Below are 20169 nucleotides of genomic sequence, written 5' to 3'. Positions count from 1 at the left end.
GCAATGCCGTCGATAACGGCGCCGCGTCCCGGGCACGCAAGAGTATAAGCGGGGACAGGCCCCCGTAATGCGTAACGAAAAATAAGAGAGGACCGAATCAGCGTGCGGCCGCGGCAAGCGCCTGGCGCCGCTGTTCGAACAGACAGACGGCTGCGGCCGCGCCCACGTTCAGCGACTCCACGGCCGCCATGTCGTGCGGGATGCGCACCTTGAGCCGGGCGGCCGCCAGCAGCGACGGCGCCACGCCCTGCCCTTCGTGGCCGAACACCCACGCGCAGCGCTCGGGCAGGCGTGCGGCATACAGGTCCTGGGCGCCATCCAGCGCCGTGGCGACCAGCGGCACGCCCAGGCGCGAAGCCAACGCCTGCAGGTCCACGTGCTCGTGAATCGCCAGGGCGAAATGCGCGCCTTGCCCACTGCGCAGCACCTTGGGCGACCAGGCAGCCGCCGTGCCCGTGGCCAGGAACACGCGCTTGATGCCCGCGGCCGCGCTGGTGCGCAGCAACGTGCCGACATTGCCGGGGTCCTGGATACGATCAAACAGCACGCAGTTCTCGTCGACCGTGTCCGGCAACGCAGGACTGGGTGGCGTGACCACGAATGCCACGCCCTGCCCGCTTTCGACGCTGGCCAGCGCCTGCATCAGCCGGGCGTCCAGCGCCAGGCAGCGCGCGTCCGGCACCGAAGCGGCCAGCGCGGCGATGTCGGGCTGCGACAGGCGTTCGATGTCGAAGATGGCCTGATCCGGCGCGCCATGGTGCTGCAACCACGCCTGGCATAGATGCACGCCATCGAGCAGCACGGGCGCGCCGCGCTTGCCGGCGGTGCCGGCCAGCTTGACCAGCGCCTTGACCGCGGGGTTGTCGCGGGAACTGATGTGCTTCATGGCGTCGCGCCAAAGGCCTTGATGGGCGCGAAGCTGCGGCGGTGCTCGGCGCAGGGGCCATGCTCGCGCAGCATCTGCAGGTGCAGTGCGGTGCCGTAGCCCTTGTGCTGGTCGAACGCGTATTGGGGATACAGCGCATGCAGGCGCAGCAGATCGGCATCGCGCGCGGTCTTGGCCAGGATGGAGGCCGCCGAAATGGCCGGCACCAAGGCGTCGCCCTTGATCACGGTCTGGACCGTGCAGCCCAGCTTGGGCGCCTGGTTGCCGTCCACCAGCGCCAGCTGGGGCATGGTGGCCAGGCCCTGCACGGCACGCTGCATCGCCAGCAAGGTGGCGCGCAGGATATTCAGGCTGTCGATCTCCGCCACGCTGGCGCTGGCCACGCACCAGGCCAAGGCGTGCGCCTGGATTTCCAGCGCCAGGGCCTCGCGGGTGGCCGCCTTGAGCACCTTGGAATCGGCCAGGCCGTCGATGGGGCGCGCGGGGTCCAGGATGACGGCCGCGGCATACACCGCGCCCGCCAAGGGGCCGCGGCCAGCTTCGTCCACGCCGGCCGTCACCAATGCCGGCTGGGCCGGCATGGCGAACAGGTCAGGCTGCTCCACCGGCCACCTCCAGGATCGCCTGGGCCGCGAGCGCCGGCGTATCGCGCAGCAGCTCTTGATGCAAGGCGGTAAAGCGTGCCTCGATGCGGGCGGTATGGGCCTCGTCGGTCAGGGCCGTCCAGGTGGCTTCGGCCAGCTTCTCGGGCGTGGCGTCGTCCTGCAGCAGCTCGGGCACGGCAAAGTCGCGCAGCAGCACGTTGGGCAGGCCCACCCAGGGCAGATAGGGGCGTTCTTGCCCGGACTTCCAGGCCATGATGCGTCGCATCCAGGGCGAGAGCACGTACGAGATGACCATGGGGCGCTTGTACAGCGCCGTTTCGAGCGTGGCGGTACCGCTGGCCACCAGCACGGCGGTGCTGGCTTCCATGACGGACCAGGCCACGGGGGCCTGGCGTTCGCCCCCCTCGCCATGCAGGTCGTTCGCCGTGATGCAGCGCAGGCCCGGCACCGGATACTGGGCCAGGATCGCCTGGAATTCGGCGCGGCGCTGGTCATTGACCATGGGCACTACGCATTGCAGCGCCGGATCCCGTTTTTGCAGCAATTGGGCGGCTTGCAGGAAGCGCGGCGCCAACAGGCGAATCTCGGACGAACGGCTACCCGGCAGGATCGCCAGCACGCGGGCATTCTGGTCGATGCCCAGTCGCGCGCGCGCCGCGGCACGATCGGGCTGCATGGGCACTGCGCCAGCCAGCGGATGGCCGACGTAGGTCACCGGGATGCCTTCCTTGCGGTAGATCTCTTCCTCGAACGGAAACAGCACCAGCATGTGCGAGACCGATTCGCGGATCTTGTGGATGCGGTCGTAGCGCCAGGCCCAGATGGACGGGCCGACGAAATGCACCGTGGGCGTACCGGCCTCGCGCAGCTTGTGCTCAAGCCGCAGGTTGAAATCCGGCGCATCGATGCCGACGAAGACCGCCGGCGGCTCGGCCAGCCAGCGCTCGCGCACGTCGCGATAGGTGCGCAGCAGGCTGGGCAGGCGCTTGAGCGCGTCCACATAGCCGAACACCGTCAGCGCATGCATCGGATGCCAGGCATCGAAATCGCGGGCCTGCATCTGCGGCCCGCCGATGCCCTGGCAAAGCACGCCGGGGTCGCGTTCCTGCAGACCGGCAATGATGCGCCCGGCCAGCAGGTCGCCCGAGGGCTCGCCGGCCACCATGCCGATCCGCATGTTCATGGGCGGATGATGCCGCGGGAGGCGACGTCCAGGAAGTCCAGCAACGTCTGCAAGTGCTCGGCGACCTCGGGTTCTGCCTGTTGGCGAGCGCGCAGTTCGGCGCGCGCGTCATCCAGCGGCAGGCCGCGGCGGTAGATGATCTTGTAGGCATCGCGCAGCGCCGACACCTGAGCCGGCGTGAACCCGCGGCGCTTCAGGCCTTCGACGTTGATGCCCACCGGCCGGCACGGGTTGCCCGCAGCCAGCACGAACGGCGGCGTGTCCTGCATCAGCGAGCTGTTGCCGCCCGTCATGCTGTGCGCGCCAATGCGCGAGAACTGGTGCACGCCGGTCAGGCCGCCCACGATGGCCCAATCGCCCACATGGACGTGGCCGCCCAGTTGCACGGAATTGGCCAGGATCGTGTGGCTGCCCACATGGCAGTCATGCGCGATGTGCACGTAGGCCATGATCCAGTTGTCGTTGCCCAGCGTCGTGGCGCCGCCGTCCTGCACGGTGCCAGTGTTCAGCGTGACGAACTCGCGCACCGTGTTGCGATCGCCGATGACCAGGCGGGTAGGCTCGCCGTTGTACTTCTTGTCCTGCGGCATGCCGCCGATCGAGCAGTACCGGTAGAACCGGTTGTCGCGCCCGATGGTGGTCACGCCATCGACCATGCAATACGGGCCAAGCTCGGTGCCGGCGCCGATCGTCACATTGGGGCCCACGACGCAGAAGGCGCCGATGACCGCGCTGGGGTCGATTGTCGCCGCCGGGTCGACGACGGCGGTAGGATGGATGTTCCCTGCCATTTACTCTTCCAGAGTACGGATCGCGCACATGAGCTTGGCCGAGGCCACTTCCTGCCCGTCCACCGTCGCGCGCGCCTGGTATTTACAGATGCTGCGGCTCAGGCGCTCGGCTTCGACTTCGATGCGCAACTGGTCGCCCGGCACCACGGGGCGGCGGAAACGCGCGCCGTCGATACCGACGAGGTAATACGCGGTCTTGCTGCCTTCGCACTTCAGGCCGCCGTTTTCGTCGGTGAACGAAAACAGCGCCGAGGCCTGCGCCATGGCTTCGACGATGAGCACGCCCGGCATCACCGGATGATGGGGAAAGTGGCCGTTGAAAAACGGTTCGTTGATCGACACGTTCTTGATGGCGACGATGGACTTGCCGGGCACCATTTCGACGACGCGATCAATCAGCAGCATCGGGTAACGATGCGGCAGCCTCTCCATGATCCCCTTGATGTCGAGTTCCATTTTTCTGTGAATTCCTGCGAGTGAGATAAATCTAGCGGCGCCGGACACGCCAGGGCAGCGACGCGCGCGCCCTAGTCTTTTTCCAGCGTCCGCACACGGCGGCGCAATTGCGCCAACTGTTGTATCACGGCGGCGTTGCGCTGCCATTCGCCATGTTCCGCATACGGGTACACCCCGGTATAGCGGCCAGGCTTGGAAATATTGGACGTCACCGCGGTGCCGCCCGAAATATGCACGTCGTCGCCCAGCGTCAGGTGGCCGGACAGCATCGAGGCGCCGCCGATGGTGCAGCGCTCGCCGATGGTGGTGGATCCGGCCACGCCCACGCAGGCCGCGATGGCCGTATGGGCACCGATGCGCACGTTGTGGGCCACCATGATCTGATTGTCCAGCTTGACGCCGTCGGCCACGACCGTGTCTTCGAGGGCGCCGCGGTCAATCGTGGTATTGGCCCCGATTTCGACATCGTCGCCCACCGATACGCCGCCCAACTGCGGAATCTTGCCCCAGGCTCCCTTGCCCAGCGACGGATCCGGCGCAAAACCGAAGCCGTCGGCACCCAGTACGGCGCCACTGTGGATGATGGCGCGCGCGCCCACCTTCACGCCTTCGTACAGCGTGACATGGGCATGCAACCGGCTGTCGGGCCCGATCGAGGAGCCCACCCCGATGACGCATCCCGCACCCAGCACCGAACCGCGCCCGATGCGGGCCCCCGATTCGATGACACAGTTCGGGCCGATGCGCACGTCTTCTTCGATGGTGGCGTCAGGCGCGACCACGGCGGAAGGGTGCGTGACGGCCGGCAAGGCGGGCCGCCGGGCGGCATCGAACCATTGCGCCACACGGGCGTAGAGCAGATAGGGATGCTTGCAGACGACCAGCACGAACGGCGGCCGGGCATCACCGGCCTCCAGGGCCTCGGCCACGTCGGCCGAGACGATGACCGCCCCCGCCTGGGTGGTGGCCAACTGGCTCTGGTACTTGGGATTGGCCAGGAAAGTGATTTCCTGGCTGCCCGCCGATGCCAGGGTGCCGATGCCGCAGACACGCAGCGGGGCGGACCCCGCCGGTGCCCTGATGCGCCAGTCCATGCCCTGGGTATTGGCGGCGCTCAGCAGCGTGTCGAGCGTGGGCGCGCGGGCAAGATCCAGTAAAACCGGCATACGGCTGAGACTTACTTGCCCAGGCTCTGGATCACCTTGTCGGTGATGTCGATGCGCGGGTTGACCGTCACGGCGTCCTGGATGATCAGGTCGTAGTTTTCTTGTTCGGCGATACGCTTGATGGCCTCGTTGGCCTTCGTGACGATGCCGGAAAACTCTTCGTTGCGACGACGGTTGAAGTCTTCCTGGAATTCGCGGCGCTTGCGCTGCAGGTCGGTATCCAGGTTGGACAGTTCACGCTGGCGCTTGACGCGATCGGACTCGGACAGGACAGGCGCGTCCTTGTCGAACTTCTCGGCTTGCGTGCGCAGGCTGTTGTTCAGGCGCTGGAGCTCGTCGTCGCGCTTCTTGAATTCGGCTTCGATCTTGCTTTGCGCCGTCTTGGCAGGGCCAGACTCACGCAGGATCCGCTCGGTATTGACGAAGCCGATCTTGGTGTTTTGAGCCTGAGCGGGCACCGCCGCAACGGAACCCAGGATGAGCGCACCCACCAGGGCAATGGAGCCGCCCAGCTTGCCACGGCGCGTTGCGCGCGGCGAATTCGATGATTTAAGTGCGAAATCAGACATCATGAAAATCTCACCTTCCAGTAAGGCAAAGCCAAAGTGTGTATTGTGCCACTAAACGGCAAGGGAGCCGGGCCGCGGGCCCTCCCCCTTGTTTTCAAGCGTAACGCGACGATTAGAATCCGGTCCCGATCTGGAACTGGAAGGCCTGCTTGTCGTCGCCCGGCTTGGCATTGAGCGGACGGGCATACGACAGTTGCAACGGACCCATCGGCGACTGCCACGACAGGCCGATACCGGCCGAGAAACGCCAGCCGCAAGGATCGTCGACCTCGCTGCCCGGCTTGCCGTTGGTGCAAGACAGGCCACTGCCCGCGCCCACCTGGCCCGCATCGCTGAAGATGAACCAGCGCAGCGTGCGGTCCTTCGAGGCGCCCGGGAACGGCAGGTACAGCTGCGCGTTCGCCACGATACGGCGCGAACCGCCCAGGTAGTCGCCCGTGATCGAGTCGCGCGGACCCAGCGACGAACCCTCGTAGCCCCGCACGGTACCGATACCGCCCGCGTACACGTCCTTGATGATCGGGTAGTCCTTGCCGCCGTAGCTCTGGCCCCAATCGACCATGCCGTTCAGCGCCAGGGTGTACGAGCCGCCCAGCGGGATGAAGTACTGCTGCTGACCGGTCAGCATGTAGTACTTCAGGTCCACCGTCGAGAAGTCGCTCTTGAGGCGGGTATACGAACCCTTGGTCGGCGCCAGGGCGCTGTCGCGGGTGTCGTTGGACCAGCCCGCGGTGAAGATCACCGAGTTGGTGGCATCGCCATATTGGTCGACGAACTTGCGGTAGGCCAGCGGCGAATTCGAGAACAGGTCGATCTGGTTGCGCTCAAGGTTGGCGCCCAGGAAGATCCGGTCGTATTCCGAGATCGGCACACCGAAGTTCATGCCCAGGCCCATGGACTTGACGCGGTAGTCGCCGTCGTTGTTGTTCCAGGGCTCGGTCACGCGGTAGTACGCCGACGTGGTGCGGCTGATGCCGTCCTTGGTCCAGTACGGGTCGGTGTGCGACAGCACCACGGCACGGTTGGACTTGCTGGTGTTCAGCTGCAGCGTCAGGTTGGTGCCGCTGCCGAAGACGTTGTCTTCGCTGATACCGGCCGACAGAATGGCCTTTTCGGACGAGCCGTAGCCCACGCCCAGGTTGATCATGCCGGTGGGCTTTTCCTTCACGTCGACGTTGACGTCGACCTGGTCGGGCGAGCCCGGCACAGGGTCGGTCTTGACGTTGACGTCGCTGAAGTAGCCCAGGCGGTCGACGCGGTCGCGGGACGTCTTGATGTCCTTGGCGTCGTACCAGGCGGCTTCCTGCTGGCGCATTTCGCGGCGCACGACTTCGTCGCGCGTGCGGGTGTTGCCACCGATCTGGATGCGGCGCACGTACACACGGCGGCTCGGGTCGACGTAGAACGTCAGGTCGGCTTCGTGCTTGGCACGGTCCAGCTGCGGATTCGGGTTGACGTTGGCGAACGCGTAGCCCAGTTCACCCAGGTAGTCCGTGATGGCCTTGGCCGAGTCGTTGGCCTTGGCGGCCGAGAACGTCTCGTCAGGCTTGACCTTGACCAGGGCGTTGATTTCCTTGTCCAGGCCGATCAGGTTGCCCGCCAGCTTGACGCTGCGAACCTTGTAGGGTTCGCCTTCGTGCACGGTGATCGTGATGCGGATGTCTTTGCGGTCCGGCGAGATCGTGACCTGCGGCGGCTCGACCGAGAATTCCAGGTAGCCGCGGTCGAGGTAGAACGAGCGCAGGCGTTCGAGATCGCCCTCGAGCTTTTCGCGGGAATACTTGTCGGTATCGGTGTACCAGGTCAGCCAGCCCGGCGTCGTCAGCTTGAATTCGTCGAGCAGGTCGCTTTCGGAGAACGCCTTGTTGCCGACGAAGCGGATTTCCTGGATGCGTGCGACCGAGCCTTCGAACACGTCGAAGCTCACCCCGACGCGGTTACGCGGCAGCGGCGTGACGGTGGAAGTCACTTCAACGCCATACTTGCCCTTGGACAGGTATTGCTGCTTGAGTTCGTATTCGGCGCGCTCGAGCATCGAGCGGTCGAAAATACGGCCTTCGGCAAAACCCACCTGCCCCAGCGACTTGGTGATGGCCTTGGAATCGAACTCGCGCATGCCGTTGAAATTCACGGAGGCGATCGTCGGACGTTCCTGCACCACCACGACCACGACATTATTGTCGGTCTGGATCTGCACGTCGGTGAAGAAACCCGTGCCATACAGGCGGCGGATGGCTTCGGTGGCTTCTTCTTCGGTGAATTTCTCGCCGACTTTGACGGGGAGATAACCGAAGACGGTGCCGGCGTCGGTTCGTTGAATACCCTCTACGCGGATATCCCGCACGACAAAAGGGTCGAAGGCGTGGGCCATGCCTGGAAGCAGCAATGCGGCGATCAGACTCGGCACTATGCCCGGCAGTACACCCTTTTTGTGATGAAACATCCGGCGAAAAGACATCCTTGAGTATCCTCGGTCGTGCAAATGGCGGGGGATTTTATGCTAAATGGCGTTCAAGTGAATAAACGCGTGAAATCATTAAACAGCGCAAGCCCCATCAGGCTTGCCAATAAACCAATGCCTGCGCGCTGTCCAATATCGATCCATCGTGCGGGCGGAGGACTGCCCCGCACAATTTCGACGAGATAGTACAGCAGATGACCACCGTCCAGCATAGGAATCGGGAGCAAATTTAGTACCCCCAGGCTGATGCTGATCAACGCGATATAGGCGATGTACGCAACAATGCCGATCCGGGCGGTCTGGCCGGCGTAATCGGCGATGGTGACCGGACCGCTGACATTGCGCCAGGAAACGTCGCCCGTGACCATGCGGCCCATCATGCGCAGCGAGAACAGTGCGGTATCCCAGGTGCGGACCGCGCCGCGCCACAGGCTGTCGAACACGCCGTAGCGAACCGTTACCATGGGCACGTCGCCGCCCAGCTGGACACCCAGGCGGCCGATGACCTGGCCGTTGACGGTTTCGGCCCGCGGCGTGACGTTGACGGTGACGTTGGCGCCGTCGCGCGCCAGGGTCAGCGCCAGGACCTTGCCCGCGCTTTCCTGGATCTGCTTGACCAGCGCGCCGGTATCGGGGGTGGGCTGGCCGTCGACGGCCAGGATCAGGTCGCCCTGCCGCAGGCCGGCCGCCTGCCCTTCGCCGCCATCGTTGACGACGCGCACGGCGGGCTTGGGCTGGGCCAGGCGGATACCGGCGGCGGCCAGCGGGTCGCCGCCAGCCGGGTCCATGGCGTTGGCCGGCAGGGTCAGTTCGCGTTGATGCGAGCCGCCCGTGGCGGTGCCGACTTCGATCTGGGTGCGCCCCCCCGTGGCCATCAGGTCCATCAGGCGCCACCGGGCGTCGGACCACGATGCCACTTCCTGGCCATCGATGGAAAGGATGCGATCGCCGGCGGACAGGCCTGCGCGCGCAGCCGGCGTGTCGGCGGCGGGCTGGGCGATGACGGCGACCGGCTCTTCGGTGCCCGCCATGTTCAGGCCGGCGTACAGGAAGACCGCGAGAATGAGATTGAAGATGGGGCCGGCGGCGACGATGGCGATGCGCTTGCCGACGGACTTGTTGTTGAACGCGCCCGCCGCTTCGGACGGACTGGCGCCGGCCGGGGCTTCGTCCTGCATTTTGACGTAGCCGCCCAGCGGCAGGGCCGAGACGGCCCATTCGGTGCCGTGCTTGTCGACACGGCGCAGGATGACCTTGCCGAATCCGACCGAGAACCGCAATACCTTGACGCCGCAAAGCCGGGCCACCCAATAGTGCCCCAGTTCATGGAAGATGATCAGGGAGCCAAGCGCGACGGCAAAGGCCAGCAGGGTGAAAAGCATCGAGGTCGGAAAATCCAGGGATCGGGAATTGCGCTGCGGGGGTTGCCGTATTACGCCAGGCCGAGATTGCCGGCGTAGACGCGCGCCGCAGCATCCAGCGCCAGCACATCGTCAAGACTGTTGAGCGTAACAGATGATTGCCCCCCCTGCCACTCCAGGGTCGCCTCGATCACCCGGGAAATCCACGTGTAGGCCAGCCGGCCGGACAGGAAGGCATCCACGGCCACCTCGTTGGCGGCATTCAGGGCAATGCAGGCCGCCTGCCCCGCCCGCAATGCGGCGAACGACAGCGCCAGGCACGGGAAGCGCGCCAGATCGGGCTTTTCGAAGTCCAGCCGGCCCAGGCGGGTGAGATCCAGGGGACCGACCCCGCTGTCGAGCCGTTCGGGAAAGCCCAGGCCGTAGGCGATGGGGGTCCGCATGTCGGGCTGGCCCAATTGCGCGAGGATCGAGCCGTCGGTGTATTCGACCATGGAGTGCACCACGCTCTGCGGGTGCACCACGACTTCGATGCGGTCGGCGGGCATGGCGAACAGCCAGTGGGCTTCGATGACTTCAAGGCCCTTGTTCAGCATGGTCGCCGAATCGACCGAGATCTTGCGGCCCATGCTCCAGTTGGGGTGGGCGCAGGCTTGTTCCGGGGTGACCTCGTGCAGGTCTTCAAGGTCGCGACCGCGGAACGGACCGCCGGAGGCAGTCAGCAGCAGACGGCGCACGCCGGGCGCCGGCGCATCAGGCGCCCCTGCCCGGCCAGCGTGCGGCATGCATTGGAAAATGGCGTTATGTTCGCTGTCGATAGGCAGCAATTCAGCGCCGTTATCGCGTATGGCCCGCATGAACAGCGAGCCCGCGGCCACCAGGGCTTCTTTGTTGGCCAGCAGCACCCGCTTGCCTGCACGGGCGGCCGCCAGGGCGGCGGGCAGGCCCGCGGCACCCACGATGGCCGCCATGACGGAATCGCACTGTGGGTCCGCTGCCGTGTCCGCCAGCGCCTGCGCCCCCACGCGAATGTCCGGCATGACCTGGCCTGCGGGCCAGGCGGCGATGAACTGCTTGCGGGCCTGATCGTCCGGCACCACCACCACGGCGGCGCGACTGGCCAGCGCCTGCTCGGCGAGCCGCTGCATGCGGCTATAGGCGGACAAGACATAGACCGCCAGGCGGTCGGGGTGCCGGGCAATCACATCCAGCGTGCTTTCGCCGATCGAGCCGGTCGACCCCAGCACGACGACGCGTTGAAAAGCCGTCAAAACAAGACTCCAGACAAAAGTAGCGCGAATGGCGCGACGGGCAGGATCGCGTCGATGCGATCATAGACCCCGCCGTGGCCGGGCAGAAGCGTGCTGGAATCCTTGCGGCCCGCACGGCGCTTGAGCAGCGACTCGAACAGGTCCCCGACAATGGACAGCACGCCCAGCAGCGCGGCAATGGGCAAGGCCAGCCAGAACGACCAGCGCGCCACCAGGGCATGGCCGAACGTGCCATCCCACAGGCTGGACAGGCCGATCCAGACAACCGCGCCCAGCACGCCGGCGACCGCGCCGGCGATGGTCTTGCCCGGACTGACGCGAGGCGCCAGTTTACGCTTGCCGAACGCGCGGCCCGCAAAATAGGCCGCGATGTCCGCCACCCATACCAGGGCCAGCAGCGACACCACGAAAACGGCGCCACGCGCCATGAACAGCTGCGCCAGCACCACCCAGGCGACGAAGGCGGCGGGCACCGAAAACACGGACCATCCCAGGCTGGCGGGCGGCGCATCGGCACGCCCCCGAACCACCGCCACCACCGCCCCGATCAGCCAGACCACGGCGACAGCGGGCGTCAGGTAACGCAAGATCCAGGCGGGATCGGCCAGGCCGCTGCGATGGCCCGCGAGCCAGGCCGACGCCAGGGCCAGCATGGCCGCGAACAGCAGGACGGGAATGCCGACCGCGATGATCGACGCAGGCGGCTGGGGCAGCGTCAGGCGCAGCCATTCCCAGTTGGCGCAGGCGGCGGCCAGCGCCAGCAGGGCCACGAACCACCAGGGATTTGCGCTGATCATCGCGGCGGCCAGGATGGCGAGCAGGATGACGGCGGTAACGATACGCTGGCCCAACATAAGACGGTCTCCTCGGGGTCGACTCAGGGCTGCCGCTGGCGGATCGCCGCGAGCGGACCCAGCCGCTTTATTTTGCGCCGCCCTCGGCGAGCTGGGCGCTGGTGCGGCCGAAACGGCGCTCGCGCGTCTTGTACCACTCAAAGGCCTCGCGCAGCTCATCCGCGCCGAAGTCGGGCCAGTAACGGTCGGTGAAATAGAACTCCGCGTACGCCATCTGCCAGATCAGGAAATTCGAGATGCGTTGTTCGCCACCCGTGCGGATGAACAGGTCGGGTTCGGGCGCCCAGGCCATGGAAAGGTGGCGCGCCAGGCGCTCTTCGTCAACCAGGTGGGGCTGCTCGGCCAGGCCGGGTTCGGCGGCCAGCATGGCGCGGGTGGCCTGCAGGATGTCCCAGCGGCCGCCGTAGTTGGCCGCCACCGTCAGGTGCAGGCGATCGTTGTGGGCGGTACGGGCCTGGGCCGCGAAGATCAGCTCTTGCAGCCGAGGCTCGAAAGCGGTCAGGTCGCCGATGACGTGCAGACGCACGCCCTGCTCTTCGAGCTTGCCGATTTCACGCTCCAGCGCCTGCACGAACAGGCGCATCAGCAGTGAGACTTCTTCGGCCGGACGGCGCCAGTTCTCGGAACTGAAGGCGAACAGGGTCAGGTAGCGCACCCCGGCGCGGCCGCAGGCCTCGACCACGCGCCGCACGGCCTGCACGCCCTTGGCATGCCCCGCCGTACGCGGCAACAACCGCCGCGTCGCCCATCTGCCGTTGCCATCCATGATGATGGCCACGTGCTCCGGGATGTCGCGGATGTCGGGAACCGCCTGGGTAGAACTGGTTGCCATGGATCTGGGGGTGGAAATACGGGGGAAAAACCCGCGCCGTCCAGCCACCGCGCTCGAGCGAGCGCTGCGAGGCGATGAATGGGACGGCGCGAAGGCAAGAATCCTGGTGTCGGGGCAGGCCGTCGGGCCAACCACGGCGATGCCAAGGATTATACGGTCATGATTTCCGCTTCTTTCTGGACGACCATCTTGTCGATCTCGACCACGTTGCGGTCGGTCAGCTTCTGGATGTCGTCCTGGGCGCGACGCTCGTCGTCCTCGGAGATTTCCTTGTCCTTGACCAGCTTCTTGAGCGAATCGTTGGCTTCACGGCGCAGGTTGCGCACGGCGATCTTGGCGTCTTCGCCTTCGCTGCGCACGACCTTGGTCAGGTCGCGGCGGCGCTCTTCGGTCAGGGCAGGCATCGGCACGCGGATGTTGTCGCCCATCGAGATGGGGTTCAGGCCCAGGTCCGATTCACGGATGGCCTTTTCGATCGGGCCGGCCATGTGCTTTTCGTAGGGCTGCACGCTGAGGGTGCGGGCGTCCACGAGGTTGACGTTGGCGACCTGGCCAACCGGCACGGGCGAACCGTAATACTCGACCTGCACGTGATCCAGGATGCCGGTGTGGGCGCGACCCGTGCGGATCTTGCCCAGGTTGGCCTTGAGCGTGTCAAGCGACTTGGCCATCCTGGCTTCGGCGGATTTGCGGATTTCTGCGGCGCTCATGGATTTTCCTTTTCTTTAAACGTGTACCAACGTGCCTTCGTCTTCGCCGCTGACGACGCGCTTGAGCGCGCCCGACTTATTGATCGAAAACACCTTGATCGGCAGCTTCTGGTCGCGGCACAGCGCAAAGGCGGTGGCGTCCATGATTTCCAGGCGACGGACAATCGCCTCGTCGAAGCTGATGCGCGCATAGCGCGTGGCGGAAGGATCCTTGTTGGGATCCGCGCTGTAGATGCCGTCGACCTTGGTGGCCTTCAGCACGATCTCCGCGCCGATCTCGGCACCGCGCAGGGCGGCCGCGGTATCGGTCGTGAAGAACGGGTTGCCCGTGCCCGCGGCGAAGATGACGACCTTGCCTTCTTCGAGGTAACGCAGGGCCTTGGGACGAATGTAGGGTTCGACGACCTGGTCGATGTTCAGGGCCGACTGCACGCGGGTGTCGATACCCTTGTGCTTGAGCGCGTCTTGCAGGGCAAGCGCGTTCATGATGGTGGCCATCATGCCCATGTAGTCGGCGGTTGCGCGGTCCATGCCCTGCGCACCCGGGGCGACGCCACGGAAGATGTTGCCCCCGCCGATGACGATGGCGAGTTCGACGCCGGTGGCGGCGACTTCGGCGATCTCATCGGTCATGCGGACGATGGTGGCGCGATTGATGCCGAATGCATCATCGCCCATCAGCGCCTCGCCGGAAAGTTTGAGAAGAACCCGTTTGTATGATCTGCTGCTCATAGGTGATATCCCGAAGAACAATCCGACGAAAGTTTAAGACAAGAAGGGGGAAATCCCCCACGCCGCACCCGCCGGGCGGGCTGGCTGCCTTGAGGTGACGTGCACCTTGGGGCGGCGCGGCGCTGAAAAAAGGCCGGTCTAGAATAATCTAGCGCCGGCCTCCTGAGCACTACCCTGGGGTCAGGCGCGGCCGGCGGCGGCGGCGGCAACCTCAGCGGCGAAGTCGCTGGTCTTCTTCTCGATACCTTCGCCGACGACGAACAGCACGAACTTGCTGATCGAAGCGCCCTTGGCCTTGAGCATCTGCTCGACCGTGTGCTTGTCGTCCTTGACGAACGGTTGCGACAGCAGGGTGACTTCCTTCAGGAACTTGGCAACCGAACCGTCGACCATCTTGGCGACGATGTCAGCCGGCTTGCCCGATTCAGCAGCCTTCTGCTCGGCGACCGAGCGCTCGGCGGCGATGTCGGCCGGATTGACGCCGTCGGCGTTCAGGGCCTTGGGCTTGGTCGCAGCGATGTGCATCGCCAGGTCCTTGCCGACTTCTTCGGCACCGGCGTATTCCACCAGCACGCCGATCTTGCCGCCGTGCACGTAGCTGGCCAGCGCGTTCGGGGTCTCGATGCGCTCGAAGCGGCGGATCGAGATGTTTTCACCGATCTTGCCGATCAGGGCGGTGCGGGTCGATTCGATGGTGCCTTCGCCGTAGGGCAGCGCCGACAGCGCGGCCACGTCGGCCGGGTTCTGCGTGGCGACCAGTTCGGCCAGCTTGTTCACGAAGCCGACGAAGTCGTCGTTCTTGGCGACGAAGTCGGTTTCGCAGTTCACTTCGATGACGGCGCCCTTCTTGGCGTCGGCGGAAATGAACAGGCCGATCAGGCCCTCGGCGGTGACGCGAGCGGCAGCCTTGCTGGCCTTGTTGCCCAGCTTGACGCGCAGGATTTCCTCGGCACGAGCCAGGTCGCCTTCGGCTTCCGTCAAGGCCTTCTTGCACTCCATCATGGGCGCATCGGTCTTTTCGCGCAGTTCCTTGACCAGGGCGGCGGTAATTTCAGCCATGTTAGCTCCAAATTTTGCTAAGACATGCCCCGGCGGGCCGGGGCAATGGTGTGATTCGATGGGACGTCCGCGGGTGGCGGATCGGGAAGATGGGAGCCCACCTTCGCATAGCCGGCGAGGCGGGGGCGTACCGGATTAACGGGCCGCCCCCAGACACTAACCGCCGGACATGACAGCAGGCTTAGGCCTGGTTGTCCTGCACTTCGACGAACTCTTCCTGACCTTCACCGATTTCTTCGACCAGACCGTTCAGGTTCTGTTCGCGGCCTTCCAGCACGGCGTCGGCGATGCCCTTGGCGTACAGCGCGATGGCCTTGGCCGAGTCGTCGTTGCCGGGGATGACGTAGTCGATGCCGTCGGGCGAGTGGTTGGTATCAACCACGGCGACGACGGGGATGCCCAGCGTCTTGGCTTCGGCGATGGCAATCTTGTGGTAGCCGACGTCGATGACGAACATGGCATCGGGCAGACCGTTCATGTCCTTGATGCCGCCGATCGACTTGTTCAGCTTTTCCAGTTCGCGCTGGAACAGCAGGCCTTCCTTCTTGATCATGCGCTCGGCGCCGCCTTCGGCGACGACGGCTTCCATGTCCTTCAGGCGCTTGACCGAGGTCTTGACCGTCTTGAAGTTGGTCAGCATGCCGCCGAGCCAGCGGGCGTCGACGAAGGGCATGCCGCAACGGGCGGCTTCGGAAGCGACCAGCTCACGAGCAGCGCGCTTGGTGCCGACGAACAGGATGTTGCCGCCGCGAGCAGCCAGCTGCTTCACGAACTTGGTGGCTTCCTGGTACTTATCAACCGTCTTTTCCAGGTTGATGATGTGAATCTTGTTGCGATGGCCGAAGATGTAAGGGGCCATCTTGGGGTTCCAGTAGCGGGTCTGGTGACCAAAGTGGACACCCGCTTCCAGCATTTCGCGCATCAAAGACATAACTTTCTCCAAGGGTTGATTTCTTGCGCCGCACCTGCATCAGCCTGTGGCTGACACCCTGGGTGGTGTTGCGCGCGATTTCCCGCACCTGCGGGATGGACAATATTTTAACCGGGCCGGCCGATCACTGCCGCAATACTACGGCGTGGCCAGATGCGCCTTGCGACGCCGCCTGTTTCACGCCTTCTACTACGCTGCCGCGATAAACCCAGACGGCCGCCACGACGAAGAACCTTGCACCACATGCCTGCATTGCGCTTTCCGACCCGCCAGGAGATTCCTGGCAGTTTCTTCAAGGCGCGCCCGGACCTGTTTTGTTGGCAGCGACATCCAGCTCTTCGCGCCCTGGCCTTTTCAGCCAGACCGCGCATCAGCCGCCGGGGCATTTCTTCAAGAACCGCAGGCAAAAAGCCAACGTTTCCAAGAACTTAAGCCGGCACCCACACCGAACCTGCATCGCCGCTCGAAAACACGACCCGGGTTTGCGAACACGCCGTGCCCAGCATCTGCCGGCTTTCGCATCCAGACAATTTCGCGCGACCCCTGCTTTGCACCTGCCCCGCCCATCTCCAGGAACCTGGCGGCCTGACCGAATTCGTATCGCAACCTTCGCTTGCGGTAAAAATCCAGGCTTGCCACCGATCTCGCTGGTGATCAGCAGACAGGTGAAAATCAAAGAAAGATCGAAATTTGCCCAGGTGCATCTTGCCCTGGCACTTGCCGGGCGGGCTCTTGCCGCTACCCAGATTGCTCCCCAAAATTTTAGGGAAGCCTATAATTCTACTATTCTTTCAAGCAGACATTCAAGCGAGATCCGCCAGTTACCACATGGGCACCATTACTACTCCGGCCGAGCTGGCCAAGATGCGCGCCGCCTGCCAGGACGCCGCCAAAGTCCTCGACTTCATCACCCCCTTCGTCAAGCCTGGCGTCACCACGGGCGAACTGGACCGCCTGTGCCTGGAATACCTGACCGACGAACTGAAAGTGAAGTCGGCCACGGTGGGCTACGCGCCCCCCGGATACCCCCCCTTCCCCGGCGCCATCTGTACCTCGGTCAACCATCAGGTGTGCCATGGCATCCCTGGCGACAAGGCACTGAAAAATGGGGACTCGCTCAATATCGACGTCACCATCATCAAGGATGGCTGGTTTGGCGACACCAGCCGCATGTACGCCGTGGGCGAGCAGTCGATCCTGTCGCGCCGCCTGACCGACATCACCTTCGAATGCATGTGGAAAGGCATCCAGCAGGTGAAAAACGGGGCCACATTGGGCGACGTCGGCAACGCCATCCAGAAGCACGCCGAGGCCAACGGGTTTTCGGTCGTGCGCGAATTCTGCGGCCACGGCATCGGCCAGCGCTTCCATGAAGACCCGCAGGTGCTGCACTACGGCAAGCCGGGCACCGGCGTGAAATTGGTGACGGGCATGCTGTTCACCATTGAGCCGATGATCAACGCCGGCCGCCGCGAGATCCGCCAGCTGTCCGACGGCTGGACGGTCGTGACCCGCGACCACAGCCTGTCCGCCCAATGGGAGCATGCTGTCTGCGTCACCGACACGGGCTACGAAGTGCTGACCTTGTCGCCCGGCATGCCCCAGCCGCCCGCCTTCATTACCGAGCCCATCGTCATTCCCGCCGTCTGACCGGGCGGCTTGCCACCATGACCGCCGAAATTCTCACTGCCCTGCGCGAACGCATCCAGGAATCCCGGCGTGCCGCCGTGGCGCAGTTCCGCGAACACGAGCGTCCCGACACGCTGCTGGGCGACCTGCGCCGCATCGTCGATGCGGCGCTGCGCGACCTGATCAAGCACTGCCCGCTGCCGGCGGGCGCCACCCTGGCAGCGGTGGGCGGCTATGGCCGCGGCGAGCTTTATCCGCACTCGGACGTGGATCTGCTGATCCTGCTGCCCCACGCCCCCACCACCGACGACGAATCGGCCATCGAACGCCTGGTCGCCGCGCTGTGGGACCTGGGGCTGGAACCCGGCCACAGCGTGCGCACCATCGAAGACTGCGAACGCGAGGCCGACGCCGACATCACCGTCGAGACCGCGCTGCTGGAATCGCGCTGGCTGGCGGGCAGCCGTGCGCTCATGAAGAAATTCGACGCGGCCACCAAGTCGCGGCTGGACCCGCGTGCGTTTTTCCGCGCCAAGCGGGTCGAAATGCAGCAGCGCCACGCCCGCTACCACGACACGCCCTACGCGCTGGAGCCGAACTGCAAGGAATCGCCCGGGGGCTTGCGCGACCTGCAGGTCATCCTGTGGATGGCGCGGGCGGCCGGTTTCGGCAACAACTGGCGCGCAGTGGCCCAGGCCGGCCTGCTGACCTCGTCCGAGGCGCGCGACCTGCGCAAGGCGGAACAGGCCTTCAAGCGCCTGCGCATCGAGCTGCACCTGCTGTCGAACCGCCGCGAAGACCGCGTGCTGTTCGACCTGCAACCCGCGCTGGCCGAGGTCTATGGCATCCACGCCACCGCCACGCGGCGCGGCAGCGAACTGCTGATGCAGCGCTATTACTGGGCCGCGCGCCTGGTGACGCAGTTGAACGGCATCCTGGTGCAGAACATCGAAGAGCGCCTGTTTCCCCGTCCTGACAGCGATGCGCGCGACATCGACGACGATTTCCGCAACCTGCGCGACCGCCTGGATATCATTCGCGACGACGGCTTCGAGCGCAACCCGACGCTCTTGCTGCGCGCCTTCCTGGTGATGCAGCAGCACCCCGAGCTGACCGGCATGTCGGCGCGCACGCTGCGCGCCATCTGGCATTCGCGCCACCGCATCGACGCGCAGTTCCGCCGCAACCCGGTCAACCGCAAGCTGTTCCTGCAGATCCTGCAGCAGCCGCGCGGCATCGTGCACGAGCTGCGCCGCATGACCATGCTGAACATCCTGCCGCGCTACCTGCCGGTGTTCCGGCGCATCGTCGGCCAGATGCAGCACGACCTGTTCCATGCCTACACGGTGGACCAGCACACGCTGGCCGTGGTGCGCAACCTGCGCCGCTTCACGATGCCCGAGCACGCCCAGGAATATCCGCTGGCCAGCCAGCTGATCGCCGGACTGGACCGCCATTGGCTGCTGTACGTGGCGGCGCTGTTCCACGACATTGCCAAGGGCCGCGGCGGCGACCATTCCGAACTGGGCGCGCGCGAAGTGCGCAAGTTCGCACAAGACCACGGCATGGAGCCCGAAGACACCCGGCTGGTGGAATTCCTGGTGCGCCAGCACCTGCTCATGTCGGCCGTGGCGCAAAAGCGCGACCTGTCCGACCCGGCGGTCATCCAGGACTTCGCCGCCACCGTGAAGGACGAGCGCCACCTGACCGCGCTGTACCTGCTGACCGTGGCCGACATCCGCGGCACCAGCCCCAAGGTCTGGAACGCCTGGAAGGGCAAGCTGCTCGAAGACCTGTACAAGCTGACGCTGGCCGCCCTGGGCGGCGCCCACGCCGATGCCCATACGGTGCTGACCGAACGCAAGGAAGAAGCCGCCCGCCTGACGCGCCTGGCCGGCCTGCGCGACGATGCCCGCGAAGCCTTCTGGAACCAGCTGGACGTGGCGTACTTCCTGCGTCACGACGCCTCGGACATCGCCTGGCACACCCGCCACCTGTACCACCAGGTGGCGCCCGCCCAGGCCGTGGTGCGCGCCCGCCCCACCGAACAGGGCGAAGGCCTGCAGATCATGGTGTACACCCGCGACGTGCCCGACCTGTTCGTGGCCATCTGCGGCTATTTCGACGCCAAGTCGCTGTCGGTGCAGGACGCCCGCATCCACACCACCCGCCATGGCTGGGCGCTGGACAGCTTCATCGTGCTGCTGCCCGAAGGCGCCAGCGACCTGCGGGCACAGGCCACGCTGGTCGAGCATGAACTGGCCGAACGCCTGAAGGACCCCCGCGCGGCCCAGGCACAGCCCAGCCGCGGCGGCTATTACGGGCGAGGGCGCCAGTCGCGCATGTCGCGGGTGTTCCCCATCATGCCGCAAGCCGAACTGCAGCCTGACGAACGCAGCACGTCGTGGCGCCTGTCGGTCACCGCGACCGACCGCCCCGGCCTGCTGCACGCGCTGGCGCGCGTGTTCGCGCAGCACGAGGTGAACCTGCTGATGGCCAAGATCATGACGCTGGGCGACCGGGTCGAAGACGTGTTCATCGTCGACGGCTCGGCGCTGGCCCGCCCGCGCAGCCAGATGCAGTTCGAACGCGACATCCTGGACGCCTTGGCCGGCGACGACGCGCGCCAGCAGGCGGCCTGACGGCCACGGCCCGCATGCCGCCCGCCCGTGG

18 protein-coding genes are annotated in these 20169 nt (G+C 65.5%); 2 read left to right on the top strand and 16 right to left on the bottom strand.

Annotated elements, in window-relative coordinates; translation table 11 throughout:
* Positions 1-97 precede the first annotated feature (97 nt).
* The 16 genes from AC6LJ2_RS07770 to rpsB form a co-directional block, all read right to left on the bottom strand.
* Complete coding sequence (locus tag AC6LJ2_RS07770) at positions 98-886, bottom strand: TrmH family RNA methyltransferase (RefSeq protein ID WP_263912504.1); 789 nt, start codon at positions 884-886, stop codon at positions 98-100.
* Positions 883-1491, bottom strand: coding sequence for a ribonuclease HII (gene rnhB, locus AC6LJ2_RS07765; protein ID WP_263912503.1), 609 nt, complete (start codon positions 1489-1491; stop codon positions 883-885). Before rnhB ends, AC6LJ2_RS07770 begins: the two co-directional genes overlap by 4 nt.
* A complete protein-coding gene (gene lpxB, locus AC6LJ2_RS07760; RefSeq protein ID WP_263912501.1) occupies positions 1478-2674 on the bottom strand; it encodes a lipid-A-disaccharide synthase in 1197 nt (398 codons plus the stop codon). Before lpxB ends, rnhB begins: the two co-directional genes overlap by 14 nt.
* Positions 2671-3465, bottom strand: a complete 795-nt coding sequence (lpxA, locus tag AC6LJ2_RS07755) for an acyl-ACP--UDP-N-acetylglucosamine O-acyltransferase (RefSeq protein WP_263912500.1) — start codon at positions 3463-3465, stop codon at positions 2671-2673. The genes lpxB and lpxA overlap by 4 nt, the downstream gene beginning before the upstream one ends.
* Complete coding sequence (gene fabZ / locus AC6LJ2_RS07750; RefSeq protein WP_025138834.1) at positions 3466-3921, bottom strand: 3-hydroxyacyl-ACP dehydratase FabZ; 456 nt, start codon at positions 3919-3921, stop codon at positions 3466-3468. It lies immediately after the preceding gene.
* A gap of 71 nt (positions 3922-3992) precedes the next feature.
* Positions 3993-5087 carry a UDP-3-O-(3-hydroxymyristoyl)glucosamine N-acyltransferase gene (gene lpxD, locus AC6LJ2_RS07745; protein ID WP_498151124.1) on the bottom strand — a complete coding sequence of 365 codons (1095 nt, stop codon included), beginning with the start codon at positions 5085-5087 and terminating at the stop codon, positions 3993-3995.
* 11 nt (positions 5088-5098) lie between these two features.
* Positions 5099-5659: an OmpH/Skp family outer membrane protein gene (locus AC6LJ2_RS07740; protein WP_263912495.1), complete on the bottom strand. Its 561-nt coding sequence runs from the start codon at positions 5657-5659 to the stop codon at positions 5099-5101.
* 109 nt (positions 5660-5768) lie between these two features.
* Positions 5769-8114 carry an outer membrane protein assembly factor BamA gene (bamA, locus tag AC6LJ2_RS07735; protein WP_263912494.1) on the bottom strand — a complete coding sequence of 782 codons (2346 nt, stop codon included), beginning with the start codon at positions 8112-8114 and terminating at the stop codon, positions 5769-5771.
* A gap of 53 nt (positions 8115-8167) precedes the next feature.
* Positions 8168-9499, bottom strand: a complete 1332-nt coding sequence (gene rseP / locus AC6LJ2_RS07730; protein WP_263912492.1) for an RIP metalloprotease RseP — start codon at positions 9497-9499, stop codon at positions 8168-8170.
* A gap of 50 nt (positions 9500-9549) precedes the next feature.
* Positions 9550-10749: a 1-deoxy-D-xylulose-5-phosphate reductoisomerase gene (locus AC6LJ2_RS07725; RefSeq protein WP_498151123.1), complete on the bottom strand. Its 1200-nt coding sequence runs from the start codon at positions 10747-10749 to the stop codon at positions 9550-9552.
* A complete protein-coding gene (locus AC6LJ2_RS07720) occupies positions 10746-11603 on the bottom strand; it encodes a phosphatidate cytidylyltransferase (RefSeq protein WP_498151122.1) in 858 nt (285 codons plus the stop codon). The genes AC6LJ2_RS07725 and AC6LJ2_RS07720 overlap by 4 nt, the downstream gene beginning before the upstream one ends.
* Positions 11604-11670: 67 nt before the next feature.
* A complete protein-coding gene (gene uppS / locus AC6LJ2_RS07715) occupies positions 11671-12435 on the bottom strand; it encodes a polyprenyl diphosphate synthase (protein WP_263912489.1) in 765 nt (254 codons plus the stop codon).
* 149 nt (positions 12436-12584) lie between these two features.
* On the bottom strand, positions 12585-13145 hold the full coding sequence (gene frr / locus AC6LJ2_RS07710; protein ID WP_263912487.1) for a ribosome recycling factor: 561 nt from the start codon (positions 13143-13145) through the stop codon (positions 12585-12587).
* Between the two features lie 15 nt (positions 13146-13160).
* The gene (pyrH, locus tag AC6LJ2_RS07705) at positions 13161-13877 is read right to left on the bottom strand and encodes a UMP kinase (protein WP_025138843.1); all 717 of its coding nucleotides are present in this window, start codon (positions 13875-13877) and stop codon (positions 13161-13163) included.
* A gap of 180 nt (positions 13878-14057) precedes the next feature.
* The gene (gene tsf / locus AC6LJ2_RS07700; protein ID WP_199164072.1) at positions 14058-14936 is read right to left on the bottom strand and encodes a translation elongation factor Ts; all 879 of its coding nucleotides are present in this window, start codon (positions 14934-14936) and stop codon (positions 14058-14060) included.
* 181 nt (positions 14937-15117) lie between these two features.
* Entirely contained in the window at positions 15118-15867 is a 750-nt protein-coding gene (gene rpsB / locus AC6LJ2_RS07695) for a 30S ribosomal protein S2 (RefSeq protein WP_025138845.1), read from the bottom strand.
* A gap of 828 nt (positions 15868-16695) precedes the next feature.
* Here rpsB and map point away from each other — a divergent pair.
* Positions 16696-17517 carry a type I methionyl aminopeptidase gene (gene map, locus AC6LJ2_RS07690; RefSeq protein WP_263912481.1) on the top strand — a complete coding sequence of 274 codons (822 nt, stop codon included), beginning with the start codon at positions 16696-16698 and terminating at the stop codon, positions 17515-17517.
* 17 nt (positions 17518-17534) lie between these two features.
* A complete protein-coding gene (locus AC6LJ2_RS07685) occupies positions 17535-20138 on the top strand; it encodes a [protein-PII] uridylyltransferase (protein WP_445658827.1) in 2604 nt (867 codons plus the stop codon).
* Positions 20139-20169 lie beyond the last annotated feature (31 nt).

It is taken from the genome of Achromobacter sp. 1014246743 (assembly GCF_059760725.1).
The sequence above is the reverse complement of the archived record's forward strand: the minus strand, read 5'-3'. Positions and strand labels throughout refer to the sequence as shown.